A 21,634-nucleotide genomic window follows, 5' to 3' on the forward strand; every position below is an offset into this window, starting at 1 on the left:
GGCGGCCCCTCGCGCCCGGCGGTCAGCCCACCCAGCCGGGCCGGACGAGCCCGGACTCGTAGGCCGCGACGACGAGCTGCGCGCGGTCGCGCGCCCCCACCTTGGCCATGACGCGCGACACGTGCGTCTTCACGGTCGACTCCGACAGGTAGAGCGTGCCCGCGATCTCGTCGTTCGAGAGCCCGCCCGCGACCTCGACGAGCACCTCGCGCTCGCGCGGCGTGAGCTCCTCGACACCGGGGACCGGCCCGACGGTCCGCGTCGCGTCCGCGACGCGGGAGAGCAGGCGTCGGGTCACCGTGGGCGAGAGCAGGGCGTCGCCGCGCGCCGCGACCCGCACCGCCCGGACGAGGTCGACGGGCTCGGTGTCCTTGACGAGGAACCCGCTCGCGCCGCCGCGGATCGCGTCCGTCACGTACTCGTCGAGCTCGAACGTGGTGACCACCACGACGTGCACGTGCGACGCCGCACGGTCGGCGACGATCCGCCGGGTCGCCTCGAGCCCGTCGAGGCCGGGCATCCGGATGTCCATGAGCACGACGTCGGGCAGGTGCTCCAGCGCGAGCCGGACGGCGTCGTCCCCGGTCGCGGCCTCGGCGACGACGCGCATGTCGTCCTCGGAGTCGATGAGCGCACGGAAGCCACCGCGCACGAGCGCCTGGTCGTCGGCCAGCACGACGTCGATCATGGTGCCTCCTCGTGCCGCGGGGGTCCCTCGTCGGACCGCCCGGTGCTGCCCGACCGGGGCGTGGTGCCCGGCCAGGGAAAGACTGCCCGCACCCGGAAGCCGCGTCCAGCGGTACCTTCCTCCCGCTCCGACCCCAGCCCCGGTGTCGGACCGGGCACCGACCCCGCCGCGAGCGACCCGCCGACGCTCTCCACGCGCTCGCGCATGCCCCGCAGGCCGTAGCCCGGCTCGGCGTCGGAGGGTGCGCCCGCGCCGTCGTCGGTGACGGTCACCGTCACGCGGCGCGAGGTGCCGTCCCCGTCCGCCCGGGTGTCGCTCCGGTCGGACCCGGACCCGTCACTCGCATCGACGACGACGCGGACGTCGACGTGCGTCGCGCCGTGCGCGTGCCGCCGCACGTTGGTCAGGGCCTCCTGCACCACGCGGTAGACGACCCCGGCGAGCCGGTCGGGCAGCCCGGCGGTGGCGGGATCCACGGCGAGGGCGACCGCGAGCCCGCCTCCCTCCGCCCGCTGCACGAGCCGGGGGAGCGCGGCGAGGTCCCACGTCGGGGCGAGCGGGGCGTCGGCTGCGACCAGGTCGTGCGCCGCGGCCGCCTCCGCGCGCGGCTCCCCCCGGACGACGCCGAGCACCGCACGGACCTCGTCGAGGGCCTCCGTGCTGGTGGTGCGGATCGCCGTCAGCGCGCTGCGGGCCCGGTCGGGGTCGCGGTCCAGCAGGTGCAGCCCGACGCCCGCCTGCACGGTGATCGCGGAGAGCGAGTGCGCGAGCACGTCGTGGACCTCGCGCGCGATGCGCAGCCGCTCGTCCGCGACGGCCGTGCGCTCCCGCTCGACCCGCGCGACCTGCTCGGCCTGCCGTGCGGCGGCGATCCGGGCCGACCGGTCGCGGATCGAGCCCGCGACGAGCAGCACGACGACGGTCCACGCCGCCCCGCCGAGGAGCGTCGCCCGCGGCGGGGCGTCGGGGCGGAGGGCCGCCGCCGCGACGACGGCCCCTGCGAGCAGCACGGCCCCGCCCCACGCCACGCGCCGCGCGCGCTCCGCGGGGCCGCTGAGGAGCACCCCGACCAGCACGCCGACGGGCCCCGCGAGGACCGGACCCCACGCGTACCCGGCGACGAGGAAGACCCCCGCGGCCGCGACCGACACCGCGACCGCGGCGACCGGACGCGGCACGAGGAGCACAAGAGCGAGCGGGGAGACGAGGAGGAGGGCGACGGCGGCGAGGTCGAGCGGGCGCGCGCCCGGCTGCCCGTGCGTCGCACCCACCGACCCGGCGACCGAGACCACCGCGAGCACCACGGCGAGGAACGCCCGGGGGCGGCGACGATCGAGCGGGCCCATGCGTCGCACGCTACGCCGCGCCCGGCCGGACCGCGTCCGACCGGGGTGCCGGGCGCCGTCGTCCCGGGGTGCCGTGCGGGCGAACCTGCACCCCCGGCGGTCCTGTCCGAGGTGTCACACCCGAAGCCCCGCCGGTGAGGGCGATCCTGCTGCTCGCGATCTGAGCGCCGGTAGCCTGCGACCCATGGCAACGCACGATCCGCACGCGGACCCCGGGCTCGTCGAGGACGAGGACCGCGCGGCCGACGGCGGCGGGCCCGCACCGGCTCGCCCGGCCCGGACCGCGGAGCGCATCGTCCTCGGGCTCTACGTCCTGGTGCTCGTGTGGGTCGTGCTGCTCAAGATCCACACCGGCGACCTCAGCGACCTCGTCGGTCGCCGGTCGGTCAACCTGGTCCCGATGGGCGGCACGGCCAGCGGCGGCCTCGGCTGCCGAGAGCTGGCCGTCAACGTCCTCGTGTTCGTCCCGCTCGGCGTGCTCGTCCTCCTGGCGGCCCGGCAGCGGCACTTCGCCAGGATGCTCCTCCTCGTCGTCGGGGTGTCCGTCGTCTTCGAGGTCGTCCAGTACGTCGCCGGCATCGGGGCCAGCGACGTCACCGACGTCCTCACCAACACGGCCGGCGGGCTCGTGGGCATGGGCCTCGCCTGGCTCGGCCTGCGCGTGCTCGGCGACCACGCCCGGCGCCGCGTCCTCGTCGCCCTCGTCGTCGTGCTGGTCGCGCTGGCGGCGGGGTTCTTCACCTGGCTCGGGGTGACGGGCGTCCGGTTCCGGCTGTAGCGCCGCCGTCCGTCTAGCCGGTCGGCTCGCGCACCGCGGCGAGCACGACGGGGTCGGCGCAGCCGCGCGCGAACCCGGCGATGCGCCGGTCGATGTCGCGCCCGAGCACCCACGAGCCGACGCGTTCGGCGAGCGGGGCGAGCCAGCGGGGGCGGCACCGGAAGGAGTAGCGCCAGGTGGCGCGCGTGCCGCCGGACGGGTCGGGCGCGAACCGCCACCCGCCCGCGAGGTTCTCGAAGAACCAGGACCCGCGGACCATGCGCATCCCGACGTTCGTCGGCGGGTTGTAGGAGACGTACTCGCTCACCATGGACAGCCCGCTGCGGTGCCGGGTGAAGGTGCGCACGCCCTTCGCGGGCGCCGTGGCGCCGTCGAGGAAGTGCTGTCGCCGGACGAACGGGTCCCAGCGGAGGCGGACGTCACCGGTCGTCTGGGAGACGGCGAACGCCGTCGCGGGGTCGACGGGGACCACGAGGGAGGACTCGACCACGGGCATGGTCGGATGCTCCCACGGGCGCCGCCGTCACGCCCCGCGCTCGGGGGGGCCGCGCCGCGTCCGGGTCCGGACGCGCGGACGGCCCGCCCCGGTGAGGGACGGGCCGCCCGGACCGCGGCGCGGGGGTGTGCGAGGGTCAGGACGCGAACGCGTACCCGGCCTCCGTGCACTGCGCGCGGAAGGCGTCGAGAGACTCCTGGAGCGACGACGTGTCGATCGTGGCCTCCTGCACGGCGGCCTCGAACGGGGCCTTGATCCCGTTGAGGTTCTCCTGGAGGTCGGGGTCCGCGAAGTTCTGGACCGCGATGAGGCGCTCGCGCGTGGTGTAGATCGCGGCGGCGGCGGCCTCGTCCTCGGGCGTCTCGAGCAGCGGCGTCGTCTCGGTGACGAGGCGCTCGGCGGAGTACTCGCCGCCGTAGAACATGTTGCACGTCGTGGTCACGGACACGACGGCCGGCGTGACCTCGGGGGCCGCCTCGGTCGTGGTCGTGGTCTCGGGGGTCGCGGTGTCGTCGCTCGCCGGGTCGGTCGGCGAGGCGCAGGACGCCAGCAGGAGGGCACAGGAGAGCGCCGCGGTAGCGGCAAGAAACTTACGCATGCTAACGATTTCACACTCTCGCGCACGCGGGGCGCAAGAAGATTCGCGGGCCGCACGCTCAGGAACGGCGGAATCCTGCGGTTCCCGGGGCAACCTTGTGCCCAGCGTCACAACCTTCCGGGACCGAGGTCCCGGTCACGGGACGTCGAGGACGACCTTGCCGCGGACGTGCCCGTCGGCGACGAGCCGCAGCGCCTCCGCCGCCTCCGCGAGGGGGAACCGTGCCGAGACCTCCGCCCGGAGCCGCCCGTCCTCCGCGAGCGCGAGAACCTCGTCGAGCGCGCCCTTCGCGTCGACCTTGTCCACGACGCCCGCGGCGCGCGACGCGTCGGACCCGACGATCGTCACCGCGCTCGGCGGGTCGTCCGGGGTGGCGGGCGCCAGGTCCTCGCCCAGCAGCGCGACGGTCGCGGCGAGCGCGTCCGCGGTGCCGACGAGGTCGACGACGACGCTCACCGCGTCCAGGCCGTCCGGCAGCGCCCGCACCGCGTCGACGAGACCGGGCCCGTACGCGACCGGGGTCGCGCCGAGACCGCGCAGGTAGTCGTGGTTCGCGGGCGACGCCGTCCCGACGACGCGCGCGCCGAGCGCGGTCGCGATCTGCACCGCCGCCGATCCGACGCCCCCGCTCGCGCCGTGCACCAGGACCACGTCGCCCTCGCCGACGTCGGCCTGGACGAGCGCGGAGAACGCGGTCGCGGCCGCGACGGGCAGCACGGCCGCCTGCTCGAGGGGGACGGACGCGGGCTTGCGGCGCACGTGGTCGGCGCGGACGAGCGAGAGCTCGCGCTGCGCGCCGGTCCCGTGCCAGACGACCTCGTCGCCGGGAGCGAGGTCGGGCACGTCGGGCCCCACGGCGTCGACCACGCCGGCGGCCTCGAACCCGAGCACGCCGGGCACGCGGCCCCCGAACGCGCCGGCGAGCCGCTTGAGGTCCGCGGGGTTGACCCCGACGACGCGGTTCGCGACGCGTACCTGGCCGGGCCCGGGCTCGCCGACGTGCTCGTCGTCGACCCGCAACGTCTCCGGCCCGCCGAAGGACTCGAAGACGACGACCGTGCTCATGCAGACCCCCTGTGGTCTCGCCGTCGGACGTCGGTCGCGCGCCGCGGGGGCGAGACCGCGCGGCGGGCCCGGGGGGAGCCGGGCGGTTCCACTCTTCCACCCGTCGACCGCCGCTGTCATGCGCCCACCACGGGCAGGACTCCCCGTCCGGGACGGTTTCACCCCCTCCGCGACGTTGAGGGGACGAGATGACGACACCACGAGACCGCCGAGCGCCCGCCCGGGGCGACGCCGCGCGCGTGCGCCTGCTCGCCGTGCGGGCCGACGCCGCGGCACGCCTCCGCGCGCTGCGCGCCGAGGTCGCGGGGATCGTCGAGGCGTCGCGCGACTCGAACGCGGACGACGAGCACGACCCGGACGGCGCGACCATCGCGTTCGAGCGCGCCCAGGTGGACGCGCTCGCGCGCGACGCGGCGGCGCGGGTGGAGGAGGCCGACGCCGCCCTGGCCCGGCTCGACGCGGGCTCCTACGGCGTGTGCGAGGCCTGCGGGCAGCAGATCGCCGCCGGGCGCCTGGAGGCGCGCCCGACGGCGAGGACCTGCGTCGCGTGCGCGGCCCGCTGACCCTGACCGCCTGAACCGGCCCGCGTGACCGGTCAGAGCTGGCCGTGGCCCTTCTTCGAGGGCACGCCCGCGATGAGGCCGCCGTCCACGACGAACTCCGACCCCGTGGAGTAGGACGACTCGTCGCTCGCGAGGAAGAGGATCAGCCGGGAGACCTCCTCGGGCGCGGCCGGCCTGCCGAGGGGGATGAGCAGGTCGTCGGGGTTGAGCGAGGCCGTCATGGGCGTCGAGATGAACCCGGGGTGCACCGAGTTGACGCGGACGCCGTACGGGCCGAGGTCGAGCGCGACCGACTTGGTGAGCCCGCGGACGCCGAACTTCGACGCGACGTAGCCGTGCAGCCCGGCGCTGCCGCGCATGCCCTCGACGGACGAGACGTTGATGATCGACCCCGCGCCGGCCTTCGCCATGACGGGCGAGACCGCACGGATCCCGAGGAACGTGCCCGTGAGGTTGACGTCGATGATCGTGCGCCACGCCGCGGTGTCGAACTCGGTGATCGGGCCGCCGTTCGCGATGCCCGCGTTGTTGACGAGCACGTCCACGCGACCGAACGCCGAGATCGTCGCGGCGACGGCCGCGGCCCAGTCGTCCTCGCTCGTGACGTCGAGGTGGACGTAGCGCGCGTCCGGGCCGAGCTCGGCGGCGAGCGCCTCGCCCTTCTCGTCGTCGAGGTCGGCGATCACGACCTTCGCGCCCTCGGCGACGAGGGCGCGGGCGTGCGTGACGCCCATGCCGCCGGTGCCGCCGGTGATGATCGCGACCTTGTCCTGGACCCTTCCGGGAGTGCTGCCCATGGTGGGGCTCCTTTCTGAGGGCGCGACGGTGTCGGCCCGCCTCGTGAGCGGGTCCGGCGTCGTCGCGCGGTGTGGTGTGCACCTGCCCGCCGGCGGCACGGTCGACCGGCGGAGGGGACGGCTCGTCAGGTCGACGGCGTGGTCCACCAGGCGGGCAGGGCGTCTCGGGCGACCCGGGGGAAGAACCCCGGGTCGCGGGGTGGAGGAGTGGCGAGCCAGACCTCGAGGGCGCCGACCGTGCCGAAGCCGACGTACGTGGCGAAGGCACGAGCCGTCGTCGCGACCTCCGCGTCGGTGCCGGCGCCCGTGGGCAGGAGTCCGGGATGGGCGCCGAGGTGCTCCACGAGCGTCTCGGTGACGTGGCCCGCGAGCAGCCGGAACAGCGGGGCGCTGAGCCCGCCCTCGAGCGCCCGCTCGTAGACGGGCAGGTGCGCCTCGACGTGCTCGACGAGCGCGTGGCTCCAGTGGTCGACGACGTCGCGCGACCGGGCGGGGACGTCGTCCGCCGTCTCGGCCACCCGGACGTCCTCGAAGAACCGGTCGCGGATCGTGTCGAGCTCGGCGGCCAGCACGCGGACGAGGAGGTCCGCGGGGCTCGGGGCGTGGTCGTAGAACGTCACGCGGTTGATGCCCGCGCGGGCGGCGACGGCGGAGACGGTGAGGTCGGCGACGTCCCGCTCCGCGGCGAGGTCGAGGATCGCGTCCCGCAGGAGGGCGGCGGTCCGCGCGCTGCGCTTGTCCACGGTCCACCACCTCCGATCGCGTCGTCCGTCGTCATCGACGATACGCCGAGGAAACGACTTAGGCAACAGGTGTCGCTTAGGCCCGTCCGGTCGGGAGGCGACCCGCAGGCGACGGTCGTACCGTCGGGAGAGCGGCCGCAGGTCCGCGGCCGCCACACCCGAGGGGGCGGACGGACATGGTCACCAACACGCGCCGTGCCGAGAGGCACCACGGAGAGCCCGACGTCGTCGAGCTCAACCCGGTCTTCGCCAGGCCCGGGGAGGCGACGACGCTGCCCAAGTTCCGCTTCCCGGACGACGAGTCGCTCCAGGAGACCGCGTACCAGATCGTGCACGACGAGGCCATGCTCGACGGCAACGCGCGGCTCAACCTCGCGACGTTCGTCGGGACGTGGATGGACGAGCGCGCCGCGCGGCTCTACCTCGAGGCCGCGGACAAGAACATGATCGACAAGGACGAGTACCCGCAGACCGCCGCGGTGGAGACGCGCTGCTGGACCATGCTCGCCGACCTGTGGCACGCGCCGGACCCGGAGCACACCATCGGCACCTCGACGATCGGCTCGTCCGAGGCGTGCATGCTCGGCGGCCTCGCCCTCAAGCGCCGCTGGCAGCACGCGCGCCGTGCCGCGGGCAAGCCGGTGGACCGGCCCAACCTCGTGCTGTCCAGCGCGGTCCAGGTCTGCTGGGAGAAGTTCTGCAACTACTTCGAGGTCGAGGCGCGCTACGTCCCGATCTCCGAGGAGCACAAGGTCCTCGACGGCCACGACCTCGAGAAGTACGTGGACGAGAACACCATCGGGGTCGTCGCGATCATGGGCGTGACCTACACGGGCATGTACGAGCCGGTCACGGAGATCGCGGCGGCTCTCGACCGGATCCAGGAGTCCACCGGCCTCGACGTGCCGATCCACGTCGACGGAGCCTCGGGCGCGATGGTGGCCCCGTTCGTCCAGCCCGAGCTCGTGTGGGACTTCCGCGTCGCCCGGGTCGCGTCGATCAACACGTCGGGGCACAAGTACGGCCTCGTGTATCCCGGGCTCGGGTGGGTCGTCTGGCGCGACACCGAGTCCCTGCCCGAGGACCTCGTGTTCCGGGTGAGCTACCTCGGTGGGGACATGCCGACCTTCGCCCTCAACTTCTCGCGACCCGGTGCGCAGGTGCTGCTGCAGTACTACCTGTTCCTGCGCCTGGGACGCACCGGGTACGAGGCGGTGCAGCGGACGTCGCGCGACGTCGCCCTCTACCTCTCCGGGGAGATCGCGAAGATGCCCGCGTTCGAGCTGTGGAACGACGGCTCGGACATCCCCGTGTTCGCCTGGCGCCTCAGAGCGGGTCACACCGAGAACTGGAACCTGTACCACCTCTCGGAGCGGCTGCGGACCAAGGGCTGGCTCGTCCCCGCCTACCCCATGCCGGACGACCTCACCGACGTCACCGTCCAGCGCGTCGTCGTGCGCAACGGCTTCAGCCACGACCTCGCCTCGGCGTTCCTCGCGGACCTGCGCGAGGAGGTCGCCACTCTCGACGCCCTCACGAGCCCCATGCCGACCGAGGGCCAGCGCTCGGGCTTCCACCACTGAGGGGCCGGCGAGCAGGAGGGAACGGACCATGGCACAGGGGGCAGCACAGGATCCGCCCGGGGGCTCGGGACCGCACGTCCGGGCCGACGGCACGCACGCGCCGTCGGCCGCGCACGTCCGCCCGCACCCGTACGGGACGCCCGGCGCGCGGAAGCCGCCGGGTCACGCGGGGCCCGCGATCGGGGCGCCCGCCGCCACGGCGACCGCGTTCATGTCGGTCGTGCAGCTCGCGATGCTCACGGTGGTGGTGGTCGCGTCGCTGCGGTCGCTCCCCGCGATGGCGTCGTACGGGCTCGGCTCGGTGACGCTCTTCGTCGTCCCCGCCATCCTCTTCCTCGTGCCGACGGCGCTCGTCGCGGCCGAGCTCGCGACCGGCTGGAAGGGCGGCGTCTTCACCTGGGTGCGCGAGGCCTTCGGCGAGCGCGCGGGGTTCGTCGCGATCTGGCTGCAGTGGATCCAGAACGTCGTCTGGTACCCCACGCAGATCGCGTTCATCGCGGCGAGCCTGTCGTTCGTCGTCGGCGACCCCGACCTCACCCGGAACGGCCTCTACACGGCCGTCGTGATCCTCGTCCTGTACTGGGGATCGACGCTCATCACCCTCGCCGGCGGCAACCTCTTCGCGAAGGTCGGCTCCTGGAGCGGCATCTTCGGCACCATCCTGCCCGCCGTCCTGCTCATCGTCCTCGGCGCGGTCTGGCTCGGGACCGGTGAACGGTCCCAGACGACGCTCGAGCCGTCGGCGGTGGTGCCGCCGTGGACCGGCATCGCGTCGATCGTGCTCATCGTCTCGAACGTCCTCGCGTACGCCGGGATGGAGGTCAACGCCGTGCACGCGAACGACCTGCGCAACCCCGGGCGCGGCTTCCCGCGGTCGATCGCCATCGCGACCGTGCTCATCCTCGGCGTCTTCATCCTCCCGACCCTCGCGATCTCCGTAGCCGTCCCGAAGTCCGCGCTCGGCGTGACCGACGGCATCAACCTCGCCTTCAAGGCGTTCTTCGACCACTGGGGCATGAGCTGGGGCACCCCGGTGATCTCGCTCCTCATCGCGCTCGGCGCGTTCGCGTCCGTCGTCACCTGGATCGCCGGGCCGTCGCGCGGCCTCCTCGCGGCCGCACGGACCGGGCTCCTCCCGCCCGCGCTGCAGCGACGCAACAAGGCGGGCGTCCAGGTCGGGATCCTCGCCGTGCAGGGCGGCATCGTGACGCTGCTCGCGCTGCTCTTCGTGCTCGTCCCCAACGGCAACACGGCGTTCATCGCCCTCGTCGACATGGCGGCGGCGCTCTACCTGGTCATGTACATGCTCATGTTCGCGGCGGCGATCCGTCTGCGGCGCACGAAGCCGGACGTGGTCCGGACGTACCGGACCCCCGCGATGCGGCTCGTGGCGGGCGTCGGCCTCGTCGCGTGCGCCGCGGCGTTCGTCCTCGCGTTCGTGCGGCCCTCGGGCTTCAGCGGCCTCTCCGCGACCGCGTACCCGCTCGTCGTCGCCGGGGTGGTCGTGGTGCTCGGCGGACCGCCGCTCCTCTTCTACGCCCTGCGGCGCGACTCGTGGGACCGCCGGACCGCCGCCGAGCGAGAGACCGCCGACGACGTCCTGGTCAACCCATCGGAGACCCCTGCCACTCCCGGCGCGCATGCCACCCGAAAGCAGGCGGAGTCCACGTGACGGAGACCCCCGCCCACCGTCCGGGCGGGGGGACGCCCCGGTCGGGGGCGGCGGGTCCGTCCCGCGCCGCCGTCTGACGGTCGGCGAGCCGCCGGTCAGAGGTCGGAGAGGAAGTCGCCGCCGATCCCCGCCTGGGTCTCCAGGAGGTCGCCGGTGTCGCCGAGGACCACCCAGTTCGGCCCGGCGAGCGCCGCCTGACCCTCCACGGGCGGCTCGACCGGCAGGAGGCCGAGGAACTCGCCCTCGTCGACGTCGTCCGCGAAGACGGCCAGGAGCGTGGTGTCGTCGCACTCGCCGAGCTCGACGTCGGGCGAACCGGAGTCCTCGGGCGTGAACGACAGGCACGTCAGCCCCGCGGTCGTCGCGGCCTCGTGGAGCGCGTCGAGCGAGTCGTACTCCACGTCCTTCTCGCCGGGGCCGGGGCCGGAGCACGCGGCCAGGAGCCCGGCGAGCACGACGAGGCCGGCGAGGGGTGCCCGGGCGGGCCGACGGGACGGGGGACCGGGTCGGGTGCGCATGTCTCGATGGTCCGCCGTCGTGCCCGGTCGCGCCACGGGAAGCCCGTGCCGGACCGTCCGGCGCGAGATCGACCCGTACGGCCGAGATCGGCCTTCGGGAGGTCGATCTCGGGCCGCAGGGGTCGATCTCGGGTCAGGCGCGGAAGCGCTCGTCGCGCTCGACGACGCGGCCTGCGCCGCGGCCGTCGGCCGCCGTCGGGTCCCACGTGTACGCCTCGGTGCCCGTGATGAGCACGTGCTCGGCGCGCGACGTCACGTCCAGCGGGTCGCCCGACCACACGACGACGTCGCCGTCGAGGCCCGGAGCGAGGGCGCCGACCCGGTCGTCGAGGCCCAGGAACGCCGCCGGGTTGACGGTAAGGGCGCGCAGCGCGGTGTCGCGGTCGAGGCCCTCCTTGACCGCGAGCGACGCCTGGTGCACGAGGAAGTTGATCGGCACGACGGGATGGTCGGTCGTGATCGCGACGCGCACGCCCGCGCGGGCCAGCGCGCCGAGGTTCGCGATGTCGCGGTTGCGCAGCTCGATCTTGGAGCGCGAGGTGAACAGCGGGCCGAAGATCACCGGCACGTCGCGCTCGGCGAGCACGTCGGCGACGGCGGCGCCGTCGGTCCCGTGGTTCACCACGAGCTTGTAGCCGAACTCGTCCGCGAGGCGCAGGGCCGTCGCGATGTCGTCGGCGCGGTGCGTGTGCTGGTCCCAGTACAGCTCGCCCGCGAGGACGCGCGCGAGGGTCTCCTTCGCGAGGTCGCGGTCGAACGGCTCGCCCTTCGCCGCGGCCGCGTCGCGCTTCGCGACGTAGTTCTGCGCGTCGACGAACGCCGCGCGGATGACCTTCGCGACGCCGAGCCGCGTCGACGGCGTCTTCTTCTGGTCCCCGTACACGCGCTTGGGGTTCTCGCCGAGCGCCGACTTCACGGAGACCGCCTCGCGGATCACCTGCTCGTCGACGGTGCGGCCGCCCCACGTCTTGATCGCGACGGTCTGCCCGCCGATGGGGTTGCCCGAGCCGGGCTTCACGACGGCGCTCGTCACGCCGCCGACCAGCGCGTCGCGGAACCCCTCGTCCTCGACGTTGATCGCGTCGATCGCGCGCAGGGCGGCGCCGTTCGGGTCGGTCATCTCGTTGGTGTCGTTGCCGGCCCAGCCCTCGGCCTCCTCCATGACGCCCATGTGGGCGTGCGCCTCGACGAAGCCGGGCAGCACCCAGCGGCCCCGCGCGTCGAGGGTCGGGACGCCGTCGGGCACGACGACGTCCGCGCCGACCGCGGTGATGACGCCGTCCTCGATGAGCACGGTCCCGTCCTCGATCGGGTCCGAGGCGACGGGCACGACGTAGCCGTGCACGACGGCGACGGTGCGGCGCGCGGTGCGCGGGACGGGGCGGGAGGAGCCGGGGGCGGGGGTGGATGAGGTCGTCATGGTCCCATCATCGCCCCGGGCAAGCGTCGGGGTGTGCGCGGGGGTGGGCGGGGCGCACTAGGCTCCTGAACGCACCACCGCACCGCGCGCGAAGGAGCTCGCATGCACGTCGTCGTCGGGCTGTTCCGGCTGTTCCTCGTCGTCCTCGCCCTCGTCGGCACGCGCGCCATCTGGCGCGACGGCGACATCGAGGGCCTCGTCTACTTCACGAACCAGACCGGCTTCCTCATCGCCGTCGTGTTCACGTGGGCGGGCGTCGCGTCGCTCCTGCGCCGCCGGCAGCCGCCGGGGTGGCTCAAGGGGGGCGTGACGCTCTTCGCCGCGATCACCGGGCTGGTCGCGAACCTCGTGCTCGCGCCCGAGGACCCCGAGGCCCCGGCCGTGTTCCTCGGGCTGACCGACGGCCAGATCGAGCACGAGCTCCTGCCGCTCGCCGTGTTCGTCGACTTCCTCCTGCTCGACGCCCACCGGCGCCTGCGCGGCCTCGACGCCGCGCGCTGGCTCCTGTACCCGCTCGCGTACTTCGCGTTCACGACGATCCGCGGGTTCGTGAGCCCCGGCAGCGAGTACCCGTACGGCTTCGTCGACCTCGACGCGCTCGGGTGGACCGGGCTGCTCGTCAACGTCGTGCTCTACGGGGCGGGCTTCCTCGTGCTCGGCCTCGTCATCGTCGGGATCGACCGGCTCCTGCCCACCGGTCCGGCGATCGGCCGGTACGCGGACCGCTCGCCCGCCCCGGCGTCCCCGGAGACGGCGGGGGCCGAGGGCAGCCCGGACGACGCGCCCGCGTCGCGCTAGGGTGGCCGTCGTGTCCTCCCCGGTCGTCGGTCCGCTGCGCGTCGCGCGCGCCGCGCTCGTGGCGACCCTCGTGCTCGCGCTGACGGCGCTCGCCCACCGCGTCGCCGGGGGCACCCTCCCGGACCCGCTGGTCCTCGCGGCGCTCGCCGCGTTCACTCTCGCCGGCACGACGGCGGCCGCCCGGCTGCGCTTCACGCCCACCCGGCTCGTGGTGCTCCTGGGCGGCGCCCAGGTCGCGCTGCACCAGGCGCTCGTCGTGCTCGCGCCCGTCGGGTCGTGCGTCCCGGTCGGGGTCACGTCCGGACACGGCGGCCACGTCGCGCCGGTGCGCGACGTCGTCTGCGCGGCACCCGTCGGCGCACCGGTCCCGGCCGCCGGCGGGGCGGGCCTCGTGCACCCGGAGCACCTCACGACGTCGGGCGCGGCAGGCCTGTGGATGGTCGTCGCGCACGCCGTGGCGACCGTCGTGCTGGCGCTCGTCCTCGCGCGCGGCGAGCGCGCCCTCGAGCGGTTCCTCGCGTGGGTGACGCCGCGCGGCGCCCTCCCCGCGCGCGTCCTCGTCGTGCCGCGCGCGCGTCCCGGCGTGCCGGGGGCGCGCACCGTGCGCGTCGCGTCCCTGTGGCGTGCGCGCCGTGCCCCGACGCGCGGGCCCCCGACGGCGGACGGCCCGTCGGGAGCACTGCTGCGCCCCCTCGCCGCGTCCTGACGCGGCACCCGACGAGGCCGACCCGGTGACGACCGGGCCACGGGGCACCACCGTGCGGCGATCGCCGCGCCTCGGACGGAAGAACCCTCATGACTCTCTCCCTGCGCCGACCCGTGTCGGCCCTCCTCGCCCTCCTCGCCGCCGCCGCGCTGGCCCTGGGCCTCACCGCCGGGCTCGCGACCCTCACCGCCGCCCCGGCGTCCGCGCACGACCGCATCCTCAGCTCGGACCCGGCCGACGGCGCCCAGCTCGCGACGCCCCCGACCGCGATCACGCTGACCTTCAACACCGAGCCGCTCCCCGTCGAGCCGCAGGTCGTGATCTCGGACTCCGCCGGCACGGTCGTGACGCAGGACGCGCCGACGATCGAGGGCAGCACCGCCACGCTCGCGCTCGACCCGGCGGTCGCGCTCGGTGGCGACACGTACACCGTCGCGTGGCGCGTCGTCTCGTCCGACGGCCACCCCATCGAGGGAACGTTCGCGTTCGCCGTCGCGGCCCAGCCCGAGGCGCCGGTCGCCGAGGAGCCCACGGCGGACGAGGCCACGCCGGAGGAGCCCGCCTCCGAGGAGGCCACCACGGACGCGGCCGACGAGACGACGCCGGAGCCCGCGACGACCCAGGCGACGGACGCAGCGACGGACGCGGAGGACGGCGGCTCGTCGATCGTCCCCGTGCTCGTGGGGCTCGGCGCGCTCGTGGTCGCCGCCGCGGTCGTCGTCGTGATCGTCCTGCGCCGCCGCGGTGCCGCGACGGGCGACGACGCGCCGCACGACCCCGAGGACTGACCGTGCCGGCGCACGCCGTCCTCCCCGGCCCGGGGAGGACGGCGGACGCCCCTGCCGCGCGCACCCCTCCTGCCGCTAGGGTGCGTCCGTGACGTCGCCCGGAGCAGGGGTGCTCCGCGGCGTGCGGGTGCTGCTGCTCGCCGCCGCGGTCGTCGGGCTGTCCGTCGTCGCGCACGGCCTCGCCGGGGGGACCGACCCCGGAGCCGTCCCGCTCGGCGTGCTCGCCGTCCTGACCGCCGTCGCCGTGCGACCCCTCACGCGTCGTCAGGTCGGGCTGCCGCGGCTGCTCGGCCTGCTCGGCGCGGGCCAGCTCGTGCTGCACGTCGTCTTCGACCGCTGCGCCGCGCTGTCCCCGGCCGAGGCGTCCGCGCACGCGCACGCCGCGTCACCCCTGACGATGCTCGGCGCGCACGCCGTCGCGACGCTCGCCGTCGCGCTCGTCCTGCGCTACGGCGACGCCGTGCTGTGGCGCCTGTGGACGTGGCTCGCCGGGCGCCGGGTCCCCGGCCGCCCGCGTGCCGTCGTCGTCCGCGCGGCACCTCCCGCCGTCGGCGCGCTGCCGACGGTCCGCGACCTCCTCGCGCGCGGTGCCGCGCCCGGGCGCGGTCCGCCCGCCGTCGCCTGACCTCTCCCGGACGCCTCCGCGGACCCTCCGCGGCGTCCCGCTCCCGCGCGCCCGCGCGTCCTGCACGCCCGCCCGGCCGGCTCCGCGCGGCCGCGCCGGGGCGTGCCCGTGACGTGCCGTCGCGCGCCGGAGCCCCCGTCTTCCTCTCCCCGAAAGGCACCATCATGCGAAAGACCCTGCGCGCCGTCGGCGCCGCCGCCCTGACCACCGGGATCGTCGTCGTCGGCGCGGGCGCCGCGGCGGCCCACGTCACCGTCACGCCGGACACGACCGACGCGGGCGCGTACGCGCTGCTCACGTTCGGCGTCCCGCACGGCTGCGGCGACTCGCCGACCACGAAGGTCTCCATCCAGGTCCCCGAGCAGATCGTCACCGTGACGCCCACCGTCAACCCCGGCTGGGACGTCGAGAAGGTCATGGCGGCCCTCGACGAGCCGGTCGACGACGGGCACGGCGGCCAGTACACCGAGCGCGTCGCCGAGGTCGTGTACACGGCCAAGGCCCCGCTGCCCGACGGCTACCGCGACGCCCTCGTGCTCTCGCTCCAGCTCCCCGACGCCGCGGGGGACACGCTCGTCTTCCCGACCGTCCAGGAGTGTGCCGAGGGCGAGACCGCCTGGGTGCAGGTCGCGGCCGAGGGCGAGGACGGGCACGACCTCGAGGCGCCCGCGCCGCTGGTCGAGCTGACGGCGGCCGAGGACGAGGGCCACGACGCCCCGGCCGAGACCGTCGCCGACGGGTCGGCGGGTGACACCGCCGACGCGGACGCGTCGGGCGACGTCGCGTCGGCGGGCGCGTCCGACGGGCCGGCCCCGGCGCTCACGTGGACGGCGCTCGTGCTCGCCGCGGCGGGCCTGGTGCTCGGGGCGCTCGGGTTCGTGCGCTCGCGCCCGAGGGCCTGACCCGTGGGCCGCCCCTCGGTGCTGCGCCGGGTGGTGGCCGTCGTCGTCGGTGCCGCGGCCGCGGTCCTGCTCGCGATCCTCGCGAGCGGCCCGGCCGCGGCCCACGCCGTCCTCGTGGGCACCGACCCGCGGGACGGCACCGTCCTCGACGCGCCGCCCGACGCGCTGACCATCACCTTCAACGAGCCCGTCCAGGTCGTGACCGGCGGGACGACGGTCCTCGCCGCGGACGGCTCGCCCGTCGACGTGGACGTCGCCGCGGTCGACGACGCGCTCGTCGTCACCCCCGCCACGACGCTCGACGACGGCACGTACGTCGTGAGCTGGCGCGTGGTGTCCCTCGACACGCACCCCGTCGCCGGGGCCTTCACGTTCTCCGTGGGGGCGCCGAGCGCGACGTCCGTCGAGGCCCGGGTCGCCGAGCCGACGGCGGCGCTCGTCGCCGTCCGCGCGCTCGACCAGGCCGCGGTCTACGCGGGGACGTTCCTCGTCGCGGGACTCGTGGGGTTCGAGCTCCTCGTGCTGCACGTGTCGCCCGGGGCCGCGCCGGTCCTGCGTCGGCGCCTGCAGCGCGTGCGGCGCGGAGCCCTGGCCGTCGCGGCCGTCGGGATCGTGCTCGCGGTCCCGCTCACCCCGGCCTGGCAGGCCGGCGGCGGGCTGGGGGCGCTCGTCGACCCGGCGACCTGGGCGGCGGGCGTCACGACCGACTCCACGCTCGCGGGCGCGCTCGGTCTCGCGGGGCTCGTCGTCACGACTCTGCTCGCACCCCGCGCGGCCAGGGAGACCCGGGCGGCGTGGCCCGCCGGGGTCGTGCTCGGCGGGGCGGCTCTCGCTCTGGGGTCGCTCGTGCTCGTGGGGCACACCCGCACGTTCGGTCCGCCCTGGCTGGTCGTCACGGCGGACGCGCTCCACGTCGTGGCCGGGGCCGCGTGGCTCGGCGGGGTCGTCGGCCTCGCGCTCGTCCTCGCGCCGTCCGCGCACGTCGACACGCGTCGTGCGGGCGTGACGGTCGCGCGGTTCTCGACGCTCGGTGCGTGGGTCGTCCTCGCGCTCGCCGTCACCGGCACCGTCCTCGGGTGGCGCATCCTCGGCACGCTCGACGCGCTCGTGTCGACGACGTACGGCCAGACCCTGCTCGTCAAGGTCGGCGTGGCGCTGTGCCTCGTCGGCATCGCGGCCTGGAACCGGTACCGGCTCGTCCCGGCGGTCGCGGGCGACGACGGTCCGGGCGGGCGAGGTGCCCGGCAGGTCGGTGGGACGGCCGGGGCGGCCGCGCGCCGTCGGCTCGGCCGGACGGTCGCGGCCGAGGCCCTGCTGCTCGTGCTCGTGCTCGTCGTGACGGGCGTGCTCGTCTCGCGCAGCCCGGTCGTCACCGCCGACCCGTCCGCCGAGGAGGCCGCGACCCCGGCCGTCGAGGTGGTCGAGGAGCTCGGCGACGGGACGCTGCGCGCGCGGATCACTCCCGGCCGGGTCGGCGTCAACGCGCTCGAGATCGAGCTGCTCGACGCCGACGGGCAGCCCCTGGAGCCCGTCGCCGTGCCCGAGCTGTCGACGACGCTCGCCGACCCCGCGCTCGGCCCGTTCACCCGGCCCCTCACGCAGACCGGGACGGGCGCGTACGAGGCGACGCTCGACCTGCCGATGGCGGGCGACTGGACCGTGCACGTGAGCGTCCGGACGTCCAAGTACGAGAACCCGATCGTCGAGATCCCCGTGGAGGTGTCCTCATGACCGGTCCCCAGCGGTCGCTCCCCGGGCGGCGCGGGCTGCGCGTCGTCCTCGCCGCCGTCGCCGCGGGCACGCTCGCCGTGCTGACCGCCGGCCCGGCGGCTGCGCACGTGCTCATCGAGACCGTGGAACCCCACGGCGACGGCACGTCGACGCTCACCTTCACGTTCGACCACGGGTGCGACGGCGAGCCCACCGACGCGCTGCGCGTCACGCTCCCCGAGGGCGTCGAGGCGCTCGCCGCCGGCCAGCCGGACGGATGGACCTCGGAGATGACCGACGACGCGGTGGCCTGGTCCGGGGCGCCCGTGCCCGACGGCGAGCGCGCGGCCTACACGCTCGACGTCCGGGTCACGGGGGACGTCGGGCAGGCGTTCGTCTTCCCCGCCGTGCAGGAGTGCCCGTCGGGGGAGTCGTACGCGTGGACGGACACCGACCCGTCCGGCGCCCGGCCCGCGCCGACGTTCGTCGCGACCGCGGCGTCGCTCGCCCCGGCGCCCGTCGTCGCCGGGGCGTCCCCGACGCCGACGGCGCCCCTCGTCGCGGCCGTCGTGGTGGGAGCCGTCGGGATCGGGGCCGCGGGCGGCTGGTCGGCCCGGCGTCGGCTGCGGGCCACCTGAGAGGTCGCTGCGCGGGCGTCGGGACCGCACCCGTCGTACTGTGATCCAGATCACTGTTCGTGAACGTCCCGAACATGCGCCCACCGCCTCTTGCACTGGTGGGGGACGTCGCCGCGACGGGTCACGCGGCGACACCTGGACCGGTGGCGGTCCGCGACGAGAGCTTCGCTGGGGGGAGCTCTCGCGGCGGATCGCCACCGGTTCCTCTGTCTGCGGGCCCCTGCGCGGCGGCGTCAGGCCGCGACCGCGAGGGCCAGCAGCGCGAACGCGGCGACGAGCAGGGCGATGCGGACGAGGTGGTACCGGTCCCAGCGGTGGGCCTGCTCGCGCCAGTCGGCGGGCGCGGTCTCGGGGGTCCACGTCTTGCCGCGGTTGTTGATGGGGACGAGCACGGCGACCGACAGGACGATGCTCAGGGCCAGGATTGCGGCGGCGGTCCAGGCCGCCCACGCCCCGTCGGGCAGCACGAGGGCGGTGGCCGCGGTGAGCAGGAGCGAGCCGAAGTACCAGAACGGCATGGCCCGCCCGAGCATCCGGCCGCCGTCGGCCCGAGCGAGCAGGCCCGCGTTCCCCGGCAGCCGGTCGACGATCGGGTTGACGACGAACGCGACCGACACCTCGACCCCCACCATCAGCCCCACGACCACCACCGCGACGATCGGCAACCACTGCATGGCAGGCTCCTTCGATCCAGGGAACGGGCAGAGAATCTAGCAACGCTAGAAAAACTAGCACGGACAATCTAGCGACGCTAGACTCGTCCCGTGAGCACACCGGCAGCAGCCCGTAAGGCACGGCTCCGCGAGGAGCGGGAAGCGCAGATCGTCGCGGCCGCGCGCGTGCTCGCCGAGGAGCAGGGATGGGAGGCCGTCACCACCCGTCGGCTCGCCGACGCGATCGGCTACAGCCAGCCCGTCCTCTACGGGCACTTCCCGGAGGGCCGGTCCCAGATCGTCACCGCGGTGGCGCTCGTCGGCTTCCAGGAGCTCGCCGTCGCGCTGTCCGCGGCCCGTCCGGCGCCCGGCGCGGGCAGGAGCGGCGAGGACCGGGTCCGCGCGCTCGTGCTCGCCTACCTCGACTTCGCCGAGCGCCACCCGGCGACGTACGAGGCGATGTTCCATCTGCCGATCCGGGCCGCCTTCGCGTCCGAGGAGACGCCGCGCGCGATGCGCGAGGGGTTCGACGCGATCGTCGACACGCTCCTCGCGCTGGACCGCCCGCCGGCCGACCCAGGCACGGCTGCCGAGGTCGTGTGGGGGGCGATGCACGGCGTCGCGACGTTGGAGCGCGCGGGCAGGTTCTCCGTCGGGAACGACGACCGGCGCGTCGGCGAGCTGGTCCGCCGGATCGTCGGCTGACCCCGCGTCACGACGTCCGTCCGTCCGGCACCCGACGAGGGGCGTCGGTCGCGGCCGCCACGGACGCGGTCCGCTGCGCCGGGTGGGTGTGCAGGTGCCAGAGGAGCTCCGCGCACTCCGCCGGGTCGAGGCTCGGGTCGCCGTGCTCGTCGGCACCGGCGGAGACGAGCCGGGCGACCTGGATCCCGTCCGGTGCGAGCGCGTCCCGGAGCATGCCGAGGTACGCGGACACGGCGGCGGCCGCGACGGCCGCCCCGGCCGCGAACGGGCTGCCGGTGAGCGCGTCGTCGTCGGTGATGCCGAGGACGGATCCCCGGCCGAGAACGCGCTGCCCTCCGACCACGTACTCGACCGCGGTGACGAGGCCGACCACGGCCCGGTCGACCGCGTCCTGGATCTCCTCGGGTGACGTCTCGAGGACGTGCTGGCGCGCACCGGGCGCCGACGGTGGGTCGTAGACGAGGACCTCGATCGCCGACAGGTCCTGCGCGGTGCGGTCGAGCGCGAGGACCAGCGCGTCGGCGTCGTGCGCGTCCGCGGCGTAGACCCGCGCCCGCACTCCCTCACCGCGCAGCGCGCAGACGACCGGCCCGAGGCGGTCCAGGGACCGGGAGACGAACGCGACGTCGTGACCCGCGGCCCCGAAGCGCCGCGCGATCGCCGCACCGCGTGACGCGCTCGTCCCGACGATCGCCACGGTCGTCATCCTGTCTCCCTCGCCGTCGTCACCGTGCGCGGGGCCCTGGCCGTCGCGCGTACCGGACGGTAGACAGGTGGAGGGGAGTGCTGGGAGTCCCTGTCAGGACCCCCGACCGCCCGGTGAGACGGCGGCGGACCGCATCGCGGTCGACGCCGTCCTCAGGTGGTCGTCGAGGTGGGCGGTCGGCCGGCCCCCGTGAGGTCCGCGAGCCGGGCCATCCGCCGCGCCGAGGTCGACCCAGGCTCGGGGGAGTAGAGGGTGAGGGTGAGTCCTGGCTCGGATTCCATGGCGCAGGCCTCGTAGGCGATCGTGAGCTCCCCTACCACTGGGTGGCGGAACGTCTTGAGCCCGGTGCCGTGCCGGCGGACCTCGCCCGCGCGCCACCGGGTCTCGAACTCGGCGCTGTGGCAGAGCAGCTCCTCGACCGTCTCGTGCAGGTCGGCGCTGCGCGGGTCGCGCGCGGCCTCCGTGCGCAAGATCGCGACCGGGATGTCCGCGAACACGTCCCAGTCGGGGCAGAAGGTCCGGGCACGGTCGCTGAGGAACGTGAAGCGGGCCATGTTCGGCGTCCCGGGCATGTCGTGCAGGTCCTGGTGGAAGGCGTGCGCCAGGGCGTTCTCGGCGAGGATGTCCATCGCTCCGTTGCGGACGAACGCAGGTCCGGCGGTGAAGGCGTCGAGCACCCACTGGAGGCTGGGGTGCGGCTGCCACGACCGGGTGCTCGTGCGCCGGTCCGCCTCTCCGCCGCGGGCGACGATCTCCGCGAGGTTCGACAGGTGCGCGCGCTCGGCCTCGTCGAGCCGCAGCGCGCGGGCGATCGCGTCGAGCACCTGCGGAGAGACGCGGGAGATGGCGCCGCGCTCGATCCGCGTGTAGTACTCGACGCTCACGCCGGCGAGCGTCGCCACCTCGCTGCGGCGCAGGCCGCGGACCTTGCGCCCCGGGCCGACGGCGATCCCCACCTCCTGCGGGCTGATCCTCTCGCGTCGCGCGACGAGGAAGTCGCGCACCAGCGCACGGGCATCCATGGCTCGAAAGTAGGCCATGGACCACGGCTCGGCAGGGGGCGACGAGAAGAGTGCCTCGGGGCCATTTGCATAGTTGACTAACACAACAATGCTGACAAGCATGCAACTTTCGTC

General features: G+C 75.1%; 24 protein-coding genes. 12 read left to right on the forward strand and 12 right to left on the reverse strand.

Annotated elements, in window-relative coordinates; all coding sequences use genetic code 11:
• Positions 1–22 precede the first annotated feature (22 nt).
• Both ABWU78_RS07590 and ABWU78_RS07595 read right to left on the reverse strand, forming a co-directional pair.
• Positions 23–688, reverse strand: a complete 666-nt coding sequence (locus tag ABWU78_RS07590; RefSeq protein WP_253051912.1) for a response regulator — start codon at positions 686–688, stop codon at positions 23–25.
• A complete protein-coding gene (locus ABWU78_RS07595) occupies positions 685–2,034 on the reverse strand; it encodes a sensor histidine kinase (RefSeq protein ID WP_439158009.1) in 1,350 nt (449 codons plus the stop codon). The genes ABWU78_RS07590 and ABWU78_RS07595 overlap by 4 nt, the downstream gene beginning before the upstream one ends.
• Positions 2,035–2,218: 184 nt before the next feature.
• On the opposite strand from ABWU78_RS07595, the gene ABWU78_RS07600 reads away from it, so the two are divergent.
• Complete coding sequence (locus ABWU78_RS07600) at positions 2,219–2,812, forward strand: VanZ family protein (RefSeq protein ID WP_439158010.1); 594 nt, start codon at positions 2,219–2,221, stop codon at positions 2,810–2,812.
• A 13-nt stretch (positions 2,813–2,825) separates the two neighbouring features.
• Here the strand turns inward: ABWU78_RS07600 and ABWU78_RS07605 are convergent, their stop codons facing one another.
• The 3 genes from ABWU78_RS07605 to ABWU78_RS07615 form a co-directional block, all read right to left on the reverse strand.
• A complete protein-coding gene (locus tag ABWU78_RS07605) occupies positions 2,826–3,308 on the reverse strand; it encodes an SRPBCC family protein (RefSeq protein ID WP_253051918.1) in 483 nt (160 codons plus the stop codon).
• Positions 3,309–3,444: 136 nt separating this feature from the next.
• Entirely contained in the window at positions 3,445–3,906 is a 462-nt protein-coding gene (locus tag ABWU78_RS07610; RefSeq protein ID WP_439158011.1) for a hypothetical protein, read from the reverse strand.
• A 135-nt stretch (positions 3,907–4,041) separates the two neighbouring features.
• On the reverse strand, positions 4,042–4,971 hold the full coding sequence (locus ABWU78_RS07615; protein WP_439158012.1) for a quinone oxidoreductase family protein: 930 nt from the start codon (positions 4,969–4,971) through the stop codon (positions 4,042–4,044).
• Positions 4,972–5,159: 188 nt separating this feature from the next.
• On the opposite strand from ABWU78_RS07615, the gene ABWU78_RS07620 reads away from it, so the two are divergent.
• Positions 5,160–5,534, forward strand: coding sequence for a TraR/DksA family transcriptional regulator (locus ABWU78_RS07620; protein ID WP_439158013.1), 375 nt, complete (start codon positions 5,160–5,162; stop codon positions 5,532–5,534).
• 32 nt (positions 5,535–5,566) lie between these two features.
• On the opposite strand, the gene ABWU78_RS07625 is transcribed toward ABWU78_RS07620, so the two are convergent.
• The gene (locus tag ABWU78_RS07625) at positions 5,567–6,331 is read right to left on the reverse strand and encodes a glucose 1-dehydrogenase (RefSeq protein ID WP_439158014.1); all 765 of its coding nucleotides are present in this window, start codon (positions 6,329–6,331) and stop codon (positions 5,567–5,569) included.
• Positions 6,332–6,456: 125 nt separating this feature from the next.
• The gene (locus ABWU78_RS07630) at positions 6,457–7,074 is read right to left on the reverse strand and encodes a TetR/AcrR family transcriptional regulator (protein WP_439158015.1); all 618 of its coding nucleotides are present in this window, start codon (positions 7,072–7,074) and stop codon (positions 6,457–6,459) included.
• A 176-nt stretch (positions 7,075–7,250) separates the two neighbouring features.
• Here ABWU78_RS07630 and ABWU78_RS07635 point away from each other — a divergent pair, with 176 nt between their 5' ends.
• On the forward strand, positions 7,251–8,657 hold the full coding sequence (locus ABWU78_RS07635) for a glutamate decarboxylase (RefSeq protein ID WP_353707137.1): 1,407 nt from the start codon (positions 7,251–7,253) through the stop codon (positions 8,655–8,657).
• Between the two features lie 28 nt (positions 8,658–8,685).
• A complete protein-coding gene (locus ABWU78_RS07640) occupies positions 8,686–10,329 on the forward strand; it encodes an APC family permease (RefSeq protein ID WP_439158016.1) in 1,644 nt (547 codons plus the stop codon).
• Between the two features lie 95 nt (positions 10,330–10,424).
• Here ABWU78_RS07640 and ABWU78_RS07645 read toward each other — a convergent pair whose 3' ends face one another.
• Together ABWU78_RS07645 and ABWU78_RS07650 are read right to left on the reverse strand one after the other, a co-directional pair.
• A complete protein-coding gene (locus ABWU78_RS07645; RefSeq protein WP_253051930.1) occupies positions 10,425–10,847 on the reverse strand; it encodes a hypothetical protein in 423 nt (140 codons plus the stop codon).
• A gap of 133 nt (positions 10,848–10,980) precedes the next feature.
• Positions 10,981–12,267, reverse strand: coding sequence for an amidohydrolase family protein (locus ABWU78_RS07650; protein ID WP_439158017.1), 1,287 nt, complete (start codon positions 12,265–12,267; stop codon positions 10,981–10,983).
• 102 nt (positions 12,268–12,369) lie between these two features.
• On the opposite strand from ABWU78_RS07650, the gene ABWU78_RS07655 reads away from it, so the two are divergent.
• From ABWU78_RS07655 to ABWU78_RS07685, 7 genes are all read left to right on the forward strand, one after another.
• Positions 12,370–13,065: a Pr6Pr family membrane protein gene (locus ABWU78_RS07655; RefSeq protein ID WP_439158018.1), complete on the forward strand. Its 696-nt coding sequence runs from the start codon at positions 12,370–12,372 to the stop codon at positions 13,063–13,065.
• 10 nt (positions 13,066–13,075) lie between these two features.
• A complete protein-coding gene (locus ABWU78_RS07660; protein ID WP_439158019.1) occupies positions 13,076–13,771 on the forward strand; it encodes a hypothetical protein in 696 nt (231 codons plus the stop codon).
• Between the two features lie 89 nt (positions 13,772–13,860).
• Positions 13,861–14,559 (forward strand): copper resistance CopC family protein, encoded by a 699-nt coding sequence (locus tag ABWU78_RS07665; protein WP_439158020.1) that lies wholly within the window; start codon positions 13,861–13,863, stop codon positions 14,557–14,559.
• 88 nt (positions 14,560–14,647) lie between these two features.
• Positions 14,648–15,184 carry a hypothetical protein gene (locus ABWU78_RS07670; protein WP_439158021.1) on the forward strand — a complete coding sequence of 179 codons (537 nt, stop codon included), beginning with the start codon at positions 14,648–14,650 and terminating at the stop codon, positions 15,182–15,184.
• Positions 15,185–15,348: 164 nt separating this feature from the next.
• On the forward strand, positions 15,349–16,086 hold the full coding sequence (locus ABWU78_RS07675; protein ID WP_439158022.1) for a YcnI family copper-binding membrane protein: 738 nt from the start codon (positions 15,349–15,351) through the stop codon (positions 16,084–16,086).
• A 3-nt stretch (positions 16,087–16,089) separates the two neighbouring features.
• Positions 16,090–17,817 (forward strand): copper resistance CopC/CopD family protein, encoded by a 1,728-nt coding sequence (locus ABWU78_RS07680; protein WP_439158023.1) that lies wholly within the window; start codon positions 16,090–16,092, stop codon positions 17,815–17,817.
• Positions 17,814–18,434 carry a DUF1775 domain-containing protein gene (locus tag ABWU78_RS07685; RefSeq protein WP_353707146.1) on the forward strand — a complete coding sequence of 207 codons (621 nt, stop codon included), beginning with the start codon at positions 17,814–17,816 and terminating at the stop codon, positions 18,432–18,434. Before ABWU78_RS07680 ends, ABWU78_RS07685 begins: the two co-directional genes overlap by 4 nt.
• Positions 18,435–18,667: 233 nt before the next feature.
• Here ABWU78_RS07685 and ABWU78_RS07690 read toward each other — a convergent pair whose 3' ends face one another.
• Positions 18,668–19,108, reverse strand: a complete 441-nt coding sequence (locus ABWU78_RS07690) for a DUF1772 domain-containing protein (RefSeq protein WP_253051948.1) — start codon at positions 19,106–19,108, stop codon at positions 18,668–18,670.
• A gap of 90 nt (positions 19,109–19,198) precedes the next feature.
• Between ABWU78_RS07690 and ABWU78_RS07695 the strand changes: the two genes are divergently transcribed.
• A complete protein-coding gene (locus ABWU78_RS07695) occupies positions 19,199–19,792 on the forward strand; it encodes a TetR/AcrR family transcriptional regulator (protein WP_439158024.1) in 594 nt (197 codons plus the stop codon).
• A gap of 7 nt (positions 19,793–19,799) precedes the next feature.
• Here the strand turns inward: ABWU78_RS07695 and ABWU78_RS07700 are convergent, their stop codons facing one another.
• Together ABWU78_RS07700 and ABWU78_RS07705 are read right to left on the reverse strand one after the other, a co-directional pair.
• Entirely contained in the window at positions 19,800–20,498 is a 699-nt protein-coding gene (locus tag ABWU78_RS07700) for an SDR family NAD(P)-dependent oxidoreductase (RefSeq protein ID WP_439158025.1), read from the reverse strand.
• Between the two features lie 152 nt (positions 20,499–20,650).
• Positions 20,651–21,520 (reverse strand): helix-turn-helix transcriptional regulator, encoded by an 870-nt coding sequence (locus ABWU78_RS07705; RefSeq protein WP_439158026.1) that lies wholly within the window; start codon positions 21,518–21,520, stop codon positions 20,651–20,653.
• Between the last annotated feature and the right edge of the window lie 114 nt (positions 21,521–21,634).

This window comes from Cellulosimicrobium sp. CpK407, from assembly GCF_051844275.1.
Taxonomy (GTDB): Bacteria; Actinomycetota; Actinomycetes; order Actinomycetales; family Cellulomonadaceae; genus Cellulosimicrobium; species Cellulosimicrobium cellulans_G.

Excerpts from the sequence above, each read along its gene's own strand:
- ABWU78_RS07645 (WP_253051930.1), bottom strand. The coding sequence starts at position 10,847 with ATGCGCACCCGACCCGGTCCCCCGTCCCGTCGGCCCGCCCGGGCACCC.
- ABWU78_RS07605 (WP_253051918.1), bottom strand. The coding sequence starts at position 3,308 with ATGCCCGTGGTCGAGTCCTCCCTCGTGGTCCCCGTCGACCCCGCGACG.
- ABWU78_RS07600 (WP_439158010.1), top strand. The coding sequence starts at position 2,219 with ATGGCAACGCACGATCCGCACGCGGACCCCGGGCTCGTCGAGGACGAG.
- ABWU78_RS07675 (WP_439158022.1), top strand. The coding sequence starts at position 15,349 with ATGCGAAAGACCCTGCGCGCCGTCGGCGCCGCCGCCCTGACCACCGGG.
- ABWU78_RS07700 (WP_439158025.1), bottom strand. The coding sequence starts at position 20,498 with ATGACGACCGTGGCGATCGTCGGGACGAGCGCGTCACGCGGTGCGGCG.
- ABWU78_RS07690 (WP_253051948.1), bottom strand. The coding sequence starts at position 19,108 with ATGCAGTGGTTGCCGATCGTCGCGGTGGTGGTCGTGGGGCTGATGGTG.
- ABWU78_RS07640 (WP_439158016.1), top strand. The coding sequence starts at position 8,686 with ATGGCACAGGGGGCAGCACAGGATCCGCCCGGGGGCTCGGGACCGCAC.
- ABWU78_RS07685 (WP_353707146.1), top strand. The coding sequence starts at position 17,814 with ATGACCGGTCCCCAGCGGTCGCTCCCCGGGCGGCGCGGGCTGCGCGTC.
- ABWU78_RS07610 (WP_439158011.1), bottom strand. The coding sequence starts at position 3,906 with ATGCGTAAGTTTCTTGCCGCTACCGCGGCGCTCTCCTGTGCCCTCCTG.
- ABWU78_RS07705 (WP_439158026.1), bottom strand. The coding sequence starts at position 21,520 with ATGGATGCCCGTGCGCTGGTGCGCGACTTCCTCGTCGCGCGACGCGAG.
- ABWU78_RS07650 (WP_439158017.1), bottom strand. The coding sequence starts at position 12,267 with ATGACGACCTCATCCACCCCCGCCCCCGGCTCCTCCCGCCCCGTCCCG.
- ABWU78_RS07635 (WP_353707137.1), top strand. The coding sequence starts at position 7,251 with ATGGTCACCAACACGCGCCGTGCCGAGAGGCACCACGGAGAGCCCGAC.
- ABWU78_RS07615 (WP_439158012.1), bottom strand. The coding sequence starts at position 4,971 with ATGAGCACGGTCGTCGTCTTCGAGTCCTTCGGCGGGCCGGAGACGTTG.
- ABWU78_RS07655 (WP_439158018.1), top strand. The coding sequence starts at position 12,370 with ATGCACGTCGTCGTCGGGCTGTTCCGGCTGTTCCTCGTCGTCCTCGCC.
- ABWU78_RS07590 (WP_253051912.1), bottom strand. The coding sequence starts at position 688 with ATGATCGACGTCGTGCTGGCCGACGACCAGGCGCTCGTGCGCGGTGGC.
- ABWU78_RS07665 (WP_439158020.1), top strand. The coding sequence starts at position 13,861 with ATGACTCTCTCCCTGCGCCGACCCGTGTCGGCCCTCCTCGCCCTCCTC.
- ABWU78_RS07595 (WP_439158009.1), bottom strand. The coding sequence starts at position 2,034 with ATGGGCCCGCTCGATCGTCGCCGCCCCCGGGCGTTCCTCGCCGTGGTG.
- ABWU78_RS07620 (WP_439158013.1), top strand. The coding sequence starts at position 5,160 with ATGACGACACCACGAGACCGCCGAGCGCCCGCCCGGGGCGACGCCGCG.
- ABWU78_RS07625 (WP_439158014.1), bottom strand. The coding sequence starts at position 6,331 with ATGGGCAGCACTCCCGGAAGGGTCCAGGACAAGGTCGCGATCATCACC.